This window comes from Mucilaginibacter tolerans, from assembly GCF_030519375.1.
Taxonomy (GTDB): domain Bacteria; phylum Bacteroidota; class Bacteroidia; order Sphingobacteriales; family Sphingobacteriaceae; genus Mucilaginibacter.
The window spans coordinates 73,381-85,799 of sequence record NZ_JAUMKB010000015.1 but is presented as its reverse complement, the minus strand read 5'-3'; the positions used below and the strand labels follow the sequence as shown (position 1 = coordinate 85,799).

Annotated in this window: 16 protein-coding genes; 7 read left to right on the top strand and 9 right to left on the bottom strand. The window is 41.0% G+C overall.

Going from position 1 to position 12,419, the window contains the following annotated elements; all coding sequences use genetic code 11:
* The first annotated feature begins 3 nt into the window (after positions 1-3).
* The gene (locus Q3A68_RS18550) at positions 4-867 is read left to right on the top strand and encodes a universal stress protein (protein ID WP_302902619.1); all 864 of its coding nucleotides are present in this window, start codon (positions 4-6) and stop codon (positions 865-867) included.
* 17 nt (positions 868-884) lie between these two features.
* Here Q3A68_RS18550 and Q3A68_RS18545 read toward each other — a convergent pair whose 3' ends face one another.
* From Q3A68_RS18545 to Q3A68_RS18515, 7 genes are all read right to left on the bottom strand, one after another.
* Positions 885-1,394 carry a hypothetical protein gene (locus Q3A68_RS18545; RefSeq protein ID WP_302902618.1) on the bottom strand — a complete coding sequence of 170 codons (510 nt, stop codon included), beginning with the start codon at positions 1,392-1,394 and terminating at the stop codon, positions 885-887.
* The gene (locus tag Q3A68_RS18540; RefSeq protein ID WP_302902617.1) at positions 1,381-1,800 is read right to left on the bottom strand and encodes a hypothetical protein; all 420 of its coding nucleotides are present in this window, start codon (positions 1,798-1,800) and stop codon (positions 1,381-1,383) included. The genes Q3A68_RS18545 and Q3A68_RS18540 overlap by 14 nt, the downstream gene beginning before the upstream one ends.
* Positions 1,801-1,811: 11 nt before the next feature.
* Positions 1,812-1,973 (bottom strand): hypothetical protein, encoded by a 162-nt coding sequence (locus tag Q3A68_RS18535; protein ID WP_302902616.1) that lies wholly within the window; start codon positions 1,971-1,973, stop codon positions 1,812-1,814.
* A gap of 4 nt (positions 1,974-1,977) precedes the next feature.
* Positions 1,978-2,319, bottom strand: coding sequence for a hypothetical protein (locus Q3A68_RS18530; protein ID WP_302902615.1), 342 nt, complete (start codon positions 2,317-2,319; stop codon positions 1,978-1,980).
* A 37-nt stretch (positions 2,320-2,356) separates the two neighbouring features.
* Positions 2,357-3,670: a L,D-transpeptidase scaffold domain-containing protein gene (locus Q3A68_RS18525; RefSeq protein WP_302902614.1), complete on the bottom strand. Its 1,314-nt coding sequence runs from the start codon at positions 3,668-3,670 to the stop codon at positions 2,357-2,359.
* A 47-nt stretch (positions 3,671-3,717) separates the two neighbouring features.
* Positions 3,718-4,581 carry a sensor histidine kinase gene (locus tag Q3A68_RS18520; protein WP_302902613.1) on the bottom strand — a complete coding sequence of 288 codons (864 nt, stop codon included), beginning with the start codon at positions 4,579-4,581 and terminating at the stop codon, positions 3,718-3,720.
* A 171-nt stretch (positions 4,582-4,752) separates the two neighbouring features.
* On the bottom strand, positions 4,753-5,538 hold the full coding sequence (locus tag Q3A68_RS18515; RefSeq protein ID WP_302902612.1) for a hypothetical protein: 786 nt from the start codon (positions 5,536-5,538) through the stop codon (positions 4,753-4,755).
* A 374-nt stretch (positions 5,539-5,912) separates the two neighbouring features.
* Here Q3A68_RS18515 and Q3A68_RS18510 point away from each other — a divergent pair, with 374 nt between their 5' ends.
* A complete protein-coding gene (locus Q3A68_RS18510; protein ID WP_302902611.1) occupies positions 5,913-6,425 on the top strand; it encodes a hypothetical protein in 513 nt (170 codons plus the stop codon).
* An 82-nt stretch (positions 6,426-6,507) separates the two neighbouring features.
* On the opposite strand, the gene Q3A68_RS18505 is transcribed toward Q3A68_RS18510, so the two are convergent.
* Positions 6,508-7,125 carry a CDP-alcohol phosphatidyltransferase family protein gene (locus Q3A68_RS18505; RefSeq protein ID WP_302902610.1) on the bottom strand — a complete coding sequence of 206 codons (618 nt, stop codon included), beginning with the start codon at positions 7,123-7,125 and terminating at the stop codon, positions 6,508-6,510.
* A gap of 5 nt (positions 7,126-7,130) precedes the next feature.
* Positions 7,131-8,144 carry a metal-dependent hydrolase gene (locus Q3A68_RS18500; protein WP_302902609.1) on the bottom strand — a complete coding sequence of 338 codons (1,014 nt, stop codon included), beginning with the start codon at positions 8,142-8,144 and terminating at the stop codon, positions 7,131-7,133.
* Positions 8,145-8,440: 296 nt separating this feature from the next.
* Here Q3A68_RS18500 and Q3A68_RS18495 point away from each other — a divergent pair, with 296 nt between their 5' ends.
* From Q3A68_RS18495 to Q3A68_RS18475, 5 genes are all read left to right on the top strand, one after another.
* Positions 8,441-9,211 carry an MlaE family ABC transporter permease gene (locus Q3A68_RS18495; RefSeq protein ID WP_302902608.1) on the top strand — a complete coding sequence of 257 codons (771 nt, stop codon included), beginning with the start codon at positions 8,441-8,443 and terminating at the stop codon, positions 9,209-9,211.
* Positions 9,212-9,217: 6 nt separating this feature from the next.
* Complete coding sequence (locus Q3A68_RS18490; protein WP_302902607.1) at positions 9,218-9,985, top strand: ABC transporter ATP-binding protein; 768 nt, start codon at positions 9,218-9,220, stop codon at positions 9,983-9,985.
* 4 nt (positions 9,986-9,989) lie between these two features.
* Complete coding sequence (locus Q3A68_RS18485) at positions 9,990-10,988, top strand: MlaD family protein (RefSeq protein ID WP_302902606.1); 999 nt, start codon at positions 9,990-9,992, stop codon at positions 10,986-10,988.
* A gap of 352 nt (positions 10,989-11,340) precedes the next feature.
* The gene (locus Q3A68_RS18480; protein WP_302902605.1) at positions 11,341-11,793 is read left to right on the top strand and encodes a pyridoxamine 5'-phosphate oxidase family protein; all 453 of its coding nucleotides are present in this window, start codon (positions 11,341-11,343) and stop codon (positions 11,791-11,793) included.
* 17 nt (positions 11,794-11,810) lie between these two features.
* Complete coding sequence (locus Q3A68_RS18475) at positions 11,811-12,413, top strand: DUF4136 domain-containing protein (protein ID WP_302902604.1); 603 nt, start codon at positions 11,811-11,813, stop codon at positions 12,411-12,413.
* Positions 12,414-12,419 lie beyond the last annotated feature (6 nt).

Here is a 12,419-nt window from a genome sequence, read left to right as displayed (position 1 = left end):
ATTATGAAAACGATACTTATACTGACTGATTTCTCAAAGAATGCCACACATGCGGCACTCGCAGGAATCAGGCTTGCAAAAGATTTGCATGCCAATATTTTCTTATTTCACTCAAATACCAACCAGGCGCTTACACCAATATATGCAGGCGGTCCCACTGTAGTTGACGAAGTTAATCTCATGGAGGATGAGAACAGGGAAAAACTTAAAGCATTGGCCGATCTTCTTCAACCATTTATTGAAGAGGGCGAAGGTGCCTGGCAACCATCATTGCATTACAATGAAGGCCTCGGGGAGCTTTCCTACCAGTTAAGAAATATTCTGGCTACAAAAGATATCGAGATTATTGTGATGGGTGCGAGAGAAGGCAGTCGCCTGGATCACTTTTTCACCGGCAGCGAAACATTCTCGGTAATCGATCATGCCAACAAACCAGTGCTTGTCGTGCCACAAAATATCGACCTGGTTAATTTAAAAAGAGTGCTATTTGCGACCGACTTTGCCGAAGAAGACATAAGAGCAATACGCTACCTGGCCGGGTTGGGGTCGGTGTTTAATTATCACATCGAAATAGTGCATATCAACTCTTATGGCGATGATGATATTACCAAAGAGCTCAGGAAGCTGGAGTTTATGAAGCACATTGAAAGGCTCCGTTATTCTCTCATAAACAATGCGGAATTGAATGGCAAAGACGTGGTAAATCGCCTTAACAGACTCTGTGAGGAAACGAAACCCGATATGCTGGCATTCACACACTACCGTGACTCGTTTTTTGCCAGGCTCTTACATCAAAGTATCTCACACGAAGCACTCGAAAATCAGAAGGTGCCCATGTTAATATTTCCGGCAAAATTTACGCTTTAAAACAGGTTGGACAGTCTTTAAGCCTTTCTGATTTGCTTTTGCAACTGCTTGATCCGGGCTGAAATAGACGGCACTTCCTCCTTTTCTAGCTGATTTAAAAATGGCAATAGTGCCGTTTTATTATCAGCAAGTTCAAACAAACTTTGAAGTGCATTTACACGAACAATCCGTGAGTTATCTTTATCGGCAGCCCAACTATGTAAAATTGAACGAGCTTCCGTCATTTGATCATGATCCATAGTTATCCGGGATAGCAGCTGAGCCAGGTGCCATTTGAGTTCTTTATGAACTGCAATGCGGGAAAGTGAAAATATATCCAAAATATGCGTCGAAAGAAATCCCGGTTTGTCACTAGTAACTTTTTCAATAACGTCAGCAGCACGCATAACTACAAGGCGGTCATGATGGTAGAGCAACTGAAATAACTGGTCAAAGGCATGCTGCGTTCTAATCAGGGGGATAACCTCATTAACTCTGCCAATGCAGCGCAGATCGCTACCCGATAAAAGTTTATCAAATCTCTCCATAAGTAGCATCCGTTGAAAAGTACTTTTTGGCAAAAAAGCCCACCGACATTAAGCCCAAACCCACTCCAAACATAATCAGGTGAAGAAAATATATCAGAAGAATCATAAAAATCTGGATGATTAGCCATACGATCAAAACAATACCCTGAAAAGCTACAAGTCGCCATAATTTTTTATGGTTAAAAAGGACAGCACCGAAAACATAGAAACTAAGTATGCCATTAACCAAAAGCAATACAATACCAGGCATAAGGTAGCTATTGAAAATTGAATGCCCCAGTAAATCCTTCGGAAGATGTATTCCGCTTCCGTCAGGATATATGATCATCATAAGGCCGCCATATAAGGCGCCTATACCATTAAAAATCAACAATACTGAAGCAATTATTTTTAACAAAAGTCTCATGTAGCGATAAGTTAAGATTTGATACCGCGCTTTCGCATCTCTTCAGCCAGCTTACCGCTGATTGGCCTGCATGAGCAGTTTTTTTGGTGTTCGAGATGCCAGGCTACTCTCTGTTCAAAACTTGGGTTTTTGGGTATCGGATGTGCCAAATGCCATTCCTTGTTGATCTTCATAGTTTTAAATTTTTGCTATTGTCCAAACAACGAACCCGATTATTGTTGCTAGAAGTATGATAATGTTTGCAATTGTGCCAAGTTTTGCATCGTTCCAATCATGAATGATAAGGTATTGCGAAATGATGACTGCCAGGGCAGAAAATATCCACCATGACTGGTGCTCTATTGAAAATAGTATGGCTGCGAAAATAAAAAACAGGCAGGCCACCAGCCATAATAGACCATTCGACTTTGGTATCGGTTGAACCAATTGAGCCAAATCTATTATGCGAAACGCTTTAATAAAGCCCATTGAATGAAGGGTTCCATGCAAGATCAAAAGAACTACAAATGCTATTTTCATAATCATTTTCTTTCAGATTGACGATAAGTTTATCTGCTCAAAATATTTGCAAACCCACCAGATATTCTGTCGTATTATATAATGCTCCTTCCAGTTTCTTGTCCAGATTGTATATATCATTATAGTACACAACCTCGCTATTTTGCACCTCACAGGTGATGTATGTAATTTTTAATGGAATAGGTTTCTCTATAATAAAATTGCTTATGGCATAATCATTTATAGCTTTTCGAAGCGATTCAATCTTATCGGCATGGCCATCTGCCGCCAGTAGAAGCGATGCCAGTTGTTCGCCTTTTTCTACTTTGATATTACCTTTACTCCATGCGCGGTTATCGGATTTGAAGATATTGGTTTCGGGGCGTCCGCAGATCGAAATTCCATAAGGGTTCTTGAACCAGAAATAAATTACTCCCCGGGGGTTTATGCCGGGCGGTATGTTGCTATTGCGTGACATCTTTAACCCTGACGCCGTTGTAAAATCCGTTAAAGCGCTATTTAACTGTGAGGTTGGAGTTGACGCACTACCCACTATAGCCTTAAAGTCATAATTTTTATCAGCTTCATGAACTATTAGCCTAAACGAAGGAATATTTACCTGCAACCAGGTTTCATTACTTACAGCTGCCATCCAGCGCATACGGTCAAGATTAATGGCCATCTGCCGTACCCGCCAGTCAGGTAATGCATCGCAATCCTGCTGAAATTGGGTTAGCTCACGCATTTTCTCTTCCAATTCTGCATAGGCTTTAATTTTAGGCTGAACATTGGTTACCGAACTCATCAAATGAGGTTTTCTGAGCGCCAAAGTGAGCGTTTTACCAGCGCTAAAGCCGGTATCGGCACCAGCATCAATTTTCGCAGCAGTGAAATATGGATTTAATTTGCCATAATGAAGATGATTAATGAAAGTAATGAGCGCATCCGTGATCATCAATTCGCACCTGGCTTTTTCATTATTATTTACCTGTTCCGGGTGTTCAAGCATAGTGTGCAGCCGTGTATAATCTATTTCTTGGGGATGATAATCGGCATGGCAAAGACCAAACTGAAGAACACAATTAATAAGCAGAACACCTTCCCACGTGCGTTTCGGATCCTCCCCGGATTTTATCCATACCGGCTGAAAATTATGAAACCTGTAAAAGCGGAATACGCTGTGCGGGAAATGAAAAATGCCTGTACTTTTAAAATCCCCCAGTTGTACCTTTATTTCCGCCGAAATGGAAGTATCCCTATGGATTTTGACCGGGTGCGCATAGGATTTGACAACAACTGCCATCATCAATAAAATGGTTAGCCCACTTTTGGCTATTAGCTGCTTCGAATGTGTATTCAAAATCGTTTTCATAATTCTCGGATTAAAATCAGCATTTCTTGTACCCAGTGAATTTCTCTTTACGATGTCACCGGGAAAATTAGGTTGACGACAGTTCCTTTCTTAGCATTTTTCTCCACCGTCACCCTGCCGCCCATTAATTCAGCATACCGTTTCACCAGGTTCAAGCCCAATCCGGTGCCTGTAGTGTGGGATGCATTGCTGGCCCTGAAAAACGGTTCAAACAATCTGCCTTTTTCTTCATCCGGGATGCCGATACCGTAATCCTTCACCCAGATCCTGCATGAATCGTCATTTATCTCGGAACCCACCTCGATATGATCAGCGACGTCGGAATATTTAATGGCATTTGAAATCAGGTTTATCAGGCAGTGCTCCAAAAGTTTCTTATCCAGCGAGATATGAGAAGATCCGGAATGGGTATATTTAATATCCTGCCAGTCCCTGGTTTGATACGTCATTTGGCTGACCACGTCTTCTGTTAAGTTTTTCAGATCGAACGCGGATATGACCGGCTGCACTTTATGTTTGGCAATATCTTCTGCAGCAAGAACATCATTAAGTATAGCATACATATATGCCGCAGCTGTTTTGATGCTTGTTACCTCATTCAAGACATTTTGTTTACTCAATGTGTCATAACTACTAGCGATCAGATCAGCGGAAAGCATTATGGTATTCAGTGGGATGTCTAATTTGTGAACAGCCGCTTCAAGGGGTTTATTTTTTCCTTTTGTTTCCTGAGTATGATATCGCGAATACTGATTTAAAAAGTTTCGATGATGGTGCCCCAGTGCTTTTCTGACCGGCGCACCTTTGTCTCCTGTATCAGATAGGAAATACCTGCAGGCAGATGTATGTTTCCCCCTTGGGCTAAGTAAATTAACAGATAAAACCTGGCCAAATCCTTTTTTTGTCCTCATAATATGATTTCTATTTAAACACGTTCAAACAACCTACCGGCCAATTATAATTGCCTTTGATAAAAACAAAAATGACTGATATCTAGCTTTTTGCATATGACTCCCATCATCCAGACTTATGATTTAAATCACAATATCCAGGGCGTACGGACCATTCGGGCATCGTTTTGTTCAAAGCTTATCATACAGTGCTTTTACCAATTCAGGACGAATTACACTGGCCCGATTCTTTGCGGGGTTGCCGCCAAATAATAGACCTCCAAATTGTATTGTGACCGATTCTCGGTTGCTACCAACGCCTTCCGTTATGAAGTATGCAGGAGACCCTGAGTCGCCAGCCCCAAGATCGTCACCTGAGTAGGTAATTTCGTATACCAGAGGGGAACAGGAATACGCATTCCAATCAGGCAAATGAACTATTGCTTTTTTTGAGGCCTGCCCCTCAAATTGTCGTAATGACAGGCTTTGATCATCGACTGCAAACCCGTACGTGAGAATAGTATGAGGGATATGCGAAATTGGCTTGTAATTTAATATGAGTGAGTCCAGTCTGTAAACTTGACAGCTGGCAGGTATATTCACCGGAATAAAATAAATATCATGGCTATAAGGGTCGGCTTTTATATGCTTAAGATCGCTAATGTCTATCGCCAACGCTGTATCCAGGTGACTATTTTTTAAACCTATTTTTATGAAAAGTGTATCAGGGTAACTTCCTTTTGCATCGAACGATTCAAAAAGCCAGCCATTAACAACATGGCTGGCGGTAACCAGGAAAGTGTGGTTCTTTTTTTTAACAAAGAAACCCGTTGCCTGTACACTATTTCCTGAAGAACTGCAGCCATATATTAAATAACTATATTTCGCCAATTTGGACGTATCAGTCAAACGCTGTTGGCCGCAGACCATTGTCAAATTCAACAGAAAAACAAGCGATGTGTAAAAAGACTTTGCCATCTATCCATTATGCAATTTCCTCGGTCAGATTGACCATTGAAGATTTGTTTTTGATATCTCAAAAATATTGAGGCTTTTTGGCAAGGGAAATGACAGCGATCACGTAATAATATGATTTACATATGCAATTAAGGGGATGAGCCAGTTTATTAATTAAAGTTGCAATTGAAATTATCCATTCAGATTGCCAGATCCTGCATGACACAATAGCCTGAGAGCATCATCCGATAAAGTTGACGACAATCAAACCTGTTCGTGATGAAGGTCATAGAAAAAAAGTTTGAATCTCAGGTACTTTGGGTTGCAATAAGCAACGCCGGATTAACCAATAGAGGTTATAAAGCTGATTTTAAACCATTAAAAAATTTAAAGCCATGAAAAAAATCAAGATCTTTTTAGTACTGTTGATATGCCTGGCAGGTATGTCAACCCAGTCGTTCGCCCAAATTACATTGCCTGAAGTGGTTATCAGGGCGGTCAAATATAAATACCTGGATGCCGTTGATTACAAGGGCGCGCCACAACCTGTGAAGGTACTACAAGCGACCGCCGCAACGTACAATGTCAAAACCTCTGAATATTATAACGATGACTATGAAGGCTACTTTGTGACCTTTTATATTCCTAATGGGAAGGTCCTTGCTGCATACGATGCAAATGGTAAATTACTAAGGACAGCTGAAAAATATACAAATGTTCAGCTTCCTAAGGCGGTTACGTCAGCAATAGCTACAAGGTTTCCGAAATGGGCTATCACGAAGGATGTTTATAAAGTACAATTCTATAATAGCAAAGGAGAAGCGAAAAAACGCTATAAACTACTTCTCGAAAACGGCGATCAGCGGGTCAAAGTAAATATCAACGAGAAAGGAGAATTTCAGGATTGAGCAGTATAAATATTAATTCAATTCTTGTAGAGGAGTATTTAAACCACCATTACCTGGTGGTTTTTTTATTGTTTATGAGGCATTACTTTCCCTCAACCTGCTTGACCAGTTTAGTTTCTTTTGCTGCTCTACGTGTCAGTATCCAATACAGCCCTTTTACGTTTGTTCTGTAATCAGGCAAAACTATCACAAGTATAACTTCTTCCAGCAAATCGATGCTTGTTAAAACAACCGTGAGATAAAATATCCAATAAACCGGGTATGGCATGAAAAAGAAAGTAATAAGAAAAATTGCCTGTGAAATTGCTGCAACTTTAGCTGTATAGGTATGAAAGCTTGTCGGCCTTTTATATTTCCGAAACGCTAGCACGTTTTGCAGTAGATATAATATGAGTAAGACGGCTACCGGTATAATCTCAATTAGAAAGAATAGTGAATGCAAAATGCATATACCTATTATAGCGGCCAAAATGGTGCAATCGTCAGCCAGAGAATCGATGTGTGCGCCAAACGAACTGGCAATCTTATATTTCCTGGCAAAAAAACCATCTATAGCATCTGTTAAAAAGCTAATAAGTAACAGCCATTTAAATAAATCAAATTGCCCAAAAACCGCCAAAATAATAAGAAACGGCGCTGCGCAAAGCCGGTAAAGTGTTAAGCTGTTAATAACATAAAAACTGGTGGTTCGTCCGATCATAGCCATCAATTACCTCCTATCCTTTTTATATAATTTTTGACGGCCTCCATATCCCAAACAGCCAAGCGGTTCTTTTGTAACGATGTTATATGAAATTGATTAGTTATAAGCGGATAACTCAATACAAAAGGCGCGTTTTTTTCTCTCCAGCCTTGTATCTGTCCAAACCTCAGTATGTTAATATATAGTGCTTTGTCTGAACCGGAAAATGTGTAGTACCCATTTGCAAAATCCCTGAGATTATGAACCGAATGTTTACCCTGCACAAAACTCAGTAAAGAATAATTCTTAGGTTGAGTTTCCAGCTCAATAACCCGTGATCCACTATCAAATACAGAACTATAGCCTGTATAATAACAGCTATCAGATTTAATAACAATATACCACAACATACTGTTCAGGGGCGTAGGTGTAGTAAAATAATTTTTGGTATTCATTTGGTGTAACTGCAGGATCCTGTTTACACGGCGGTCAATAATAACTTTATTAATACCCGCGTAGACCAGGTAACAACAAGAAAACAGCAGAGCCGCCTGTACCCATCTTGCTCTAAAACTATATGAAGCACTGCTGATCAATAAGAGAATGGCAGCCACAATAAGTCCAATACTAAACAATGGATCGGCGACAAAGAGCAAATTCACTGAAAAGCGCTGATGGCCAAACGGTTCGAGCAAGCCTGTGCCATAGGCGTTACACAGATCCAAAAGATCGTGTAAGGTCAGTTGGCATAAAACAAATAAGAATATCGGGAAAAAACGTTTGCCTTTCTTTTTAAAAATTGGGTAGATAATTAATGAAAGAATAAAACCTCCAAAAGTCGCAAAGAACACAGAATGCGTTAACCCACGATGGATCAAAAGTGAGTGGTCCGCAGGGAGGAATAATCCAGCGATAGTATCGATATCTGGTAAGCATTGAACAATCCCGCCCAAATACAGAATTCCTTTCCCGTCCTCTCTTTTCCGGATTATTTCTGCAGTGCAAATACCTAGCGCCAAATGTGTGACAATGTCCATAAACTTTTAATGGTAAAGCCGAAGAGCCTGTTTTCCGGCAAGCTGCTATTATTAATAACAGGCTAAATATCAAAACCCTAAGGGTTTATTTAAATGACCTTGATCACCATAAATGCTGACTGTTATCAGTAGCATTTTTTGGTTCAGCACGTGTATACCAAAAATTTCAATTAATCTTAAAACAGCGGATATCTGACCTAAATCACTATTCAGCCAAATTCCTGTCATTTTTTTCAACCACAAACGCATATAACTTGGTCAAAAACTTGATTATTAAACATTTACACCATTAACACATGGATATCATCGCTAAAACCCGCGATTTCCTGAACCAAACCGGTTATATAGCACGCTTCACCGGGCAGCTATTTACTTTAGCTGCCAAACCGCCCTATGAGATTAAAGAATTTCTGTCGCAGTGTTATATTATAGGCTACCGTTCGCTGCCGCTGGTAGCGCTGACAGGCTTCATCATGGGTTTGGTGCTTACCATGCAGCTCAGGCCATCATTAGTTTATTATGGTGTGCAGTCCCAACTGCCCGTGATGGTGGGGATTGCCATCGTCAGAGAAATTGGCCCTGTTATCACTGCGTTGATTTTTGCGGGAAAGATCGGAAGCAGCATTGGTGCCGAGTTAGGGTCAATGAAAGTGACCGAGCAGATAGACGCGATGGAAGTAAGCGGTACCAATCCTTATAAATATCTCGTAGCCACAAGGGTAGTCGCCGGCACACTTATGCTGCCCGTACTGACAATGCTGGCCGATGCCATATCACTTTTTGGCGCTTATGTAGGCGTTAATATCAGCGCGGTAACAAACTTCAGGCTGTTCTTCATGCAAATATTGAAAACGCTGGAATTCGGCGATGTGTTGCCTGCTTTCATAAAAACCTTCTTTTTTGGTTTTGCTGTAAGCATAGTGGGCTGCTACAAAGGCTATAACTCAAACAGAGGGACACGCGGTGTCGGTAATTCGGCAAATACCGCGGTTGTCCTATCGTCTGTTTTGATTTTTATAATAGACCTGCTCGCTGTTCAGATAACTGCACTCTTAGGGTTAAACTAACTGATCATGCAACAACAACAGCCAACGGAAATCAAAAAAAGTAACGGAAAAGCAATGATCGTTGTAAAAAACCTCTGCATGTCTTTTGGCAATAATCATGTTCTGAAAAACTTTAATCTAAGACTGAACAGCAAAGAAAACCTGGTTGTGCTTGGGCGTTCAGGGTCCGGGAAATCCGTACTGATCAAATGCATTATTGGCTTACTCACGCCAGACAGCGGCGAGATCATCGTTTTCGGAAATGATGTAGGCGGACTCAGTCATCATGAACTGGATATGTTGCGTACGGAGATCGGCTTTCTTTTTCAGAGCAACGCCTTATATGATTCGATGACCGTACGCGAAAACCTCGAGTTCCCTTTGCGCAGGCATTGGTTTGAGCTTACTCAGAAAGAAGTTGACGACATGGTGATGGAAGCATTGGAGAATGTCAACCTGGGCCATACGGCTGAAATGATGCCTGCCGAGCTATCTGGTGGAATGGCCAAACGGATTGCACTGGCGCGGACAATGATATTAAGGCCAAAGATCATTTTATACGACGAACCCACTACAGGACTTGATCCGATTACTGCCCGCGAAATAGAAGGCCTGATCCTGAAACTGCATGACAAGTACCAAACATCATCGATCATTATTTCGCATGATATGACTTGTGTTAAAAATACCGCCGACAGGGTTGCATTGTTGCTTGACGGAAAATGCTATACAGAGGGTTCTTTTGAAGACCTTAAAAAATCGGAAGACGAACATGTAAAACAATTTTTTGAATAAGAAAATGGCAAACCAGGGGGAAAACAATATCAGATTAGGAGCATTCGTGCTAGCGGGGTTGCTCGCTCTGATTTTCACGTTGTATATGATCGGAGAAAACCGTAGTCTCTTCGGGTCGAATTTCGAGCTCAGGGCACGCTTTGCTAACATCAACGGCCTCATCGAAGGTAATAATGTACTCTTCTCGGGCATACAAGCCGGTACCGTTAAGCAAATAAAGATCCTAAATGATACTTCAATCGAAGTCGTGATGCGTATCGATAATAAAATAAGGCCATTTATTCACAAGAATGCCCGTGCATCAATTGGAACACAGGGCTTGATGGGCGATAAGATCATCAATATTGTACCCGGAAAGGGTGCACTGTCCCTTATTGAGGATAACGATCTGATTGAAACAAAAAAGATCAGTAGCACCGACGAAATACTCGAAACACTATCAAAAACCAGCAACAATATAGCCGATATCTCCGAATCACTTAAGAATGCCGTTCAGCAATTCGACAAAAGTGCGGCATGGAGCCTGCTCAATAATAAAACATTAAAAAACAACATTGAATCGACTTTAAAAAATATTGAACAAACCAGTATAAGCACCCGTGAAATGACCCAGGGCCTGAATGATCTTGTTTCCCGAATAAAGCAAGGTAAAGGTAACGCCGGACTGCTATTGAAAGACAGCACACTCGCAACCAATTTGAATGAGGCCGTAAGTAAGATCAGGCAGGCCAGCGACAATGCCAACCAGGTTACCGTCCAAATGAATAAGATGGTAAGCGAACTGAATGGTGACTTGCATAAAGGTAAAGGAGTGGTTAAGCTTCTGCTCAACGACTCCGTAACAGCCAAAAATCTGAGCATAAGTATGGAGAATATTAAAAAAGGGACAGATGGTTTTAACCAAAATATGGAAGCCTTAAAACACAATTTCCTGTTACGTGGCTATTTCAAAAATCTTGAGAAACAGAAACAGAAAAAAGCCGACACTGTCCGCAAAAAATAGAACAACGTTTTTTTATTTAATGATAAAATTTCAAAATAATTCGATTATCAAGCCCTGACACGCTTCACATCAATTCATGATCTTGGTCACCTTGCTTCACCGTCTGATATACTTTGACTTTTCTTCCTACCCTCGCGTTTCCCGAATATCGCTTCGATATCTTCTTTACAACCAATTAACAATAGCTACATAACTTACTTATAATTAAGATATTATTATTAAAACCACATTAAATGCACAAAGTGATTTATATCACTTATGCCGATGATTAAAGTCATGTAAGCTGCGACCACGCGCGAATACTTTTGTATTAATACAATAGAAAATAGATAAAGTAAAACACACAAAAACAATGTTAGGACAACTCGACGAAAAACAGATAGAAACGCTCCTGGCGGAACAGATAACCGGCAGGCTCGCTTGCCATTATGACGGTGAAACTTATATAGTGCCGTTAAATTATGTTTACAAAGATGGGGTGTTATACGCCCACTCTGGCCCCGGGAAAAAAATAGATATGATGCGCAAAAGCCCTAATGTCTGTTTCGAGGTGGAGGATATAGAAAGTATCTTCCAGTGGCGTTGTGTTATTACCTGGGGGATATTTGAAGAAATATCAGATGAGGATGAAAAGCAGCAGGTTCGCCAGCTCTTAACACACCGGTTTATGCCGCTCGTTTCCCAGCCGCAGCACCATGCATCACATGGCATCGCAGCCAACGAGGTTGATATTGATACACGCGTTGATCCGATAGTATATAAGATCAGGATTAAAAAAGTAACAGGCCGGTTTGAACGTGCTTAAGCGATAAAAAAGTTGTTATGAAAAAGTTTATTAAACTCATGCTGATTACGCTGGCTACTTACCTGGCCGCAGGGTGTTCATCCTACCAATACTATGCAATTCAAAGCAGCAGTGCTAACTTTGGCAAATTCCGCACATTTGCCTGGATTCCGCCTGCCGATACAGTTAAGAACAGCAGGTATAATGATATTGCTGATGAAAAAATTAAAAATGAAGTAACAGCGCAACTTGAAAAAAGGGGGCTGGTTTTAAAATCGCATCGCCCGGATCTTCTTGTCCGATATTCAATAGCCGTGAATGACAAAGCCAGGCTCTATAATAACCCGGTCTATATCTATAGCGGTCAGTTTTATCGGGGTGCCGTTCGATCCTATAATGGTCACTATTTCTATTATGCTTATCGTGCCCCCTACCCGATCTACGTTGGCCAGGAAATTCAACAGGTGCCCTATAAGGAAGGCACTTTGATTATTGACCTTATTGACCAGCATTCTTCACGCGTTATATGGCGGGGCTACGGCAGAGGGGAGGTCGATAACCCGGAAAAAGCGATCAATGATATACCGGAAGTTGTTGATGGCATTCTGAAAAAGTTACCAATTCGCCCACTTGCTAAGTAATTACAA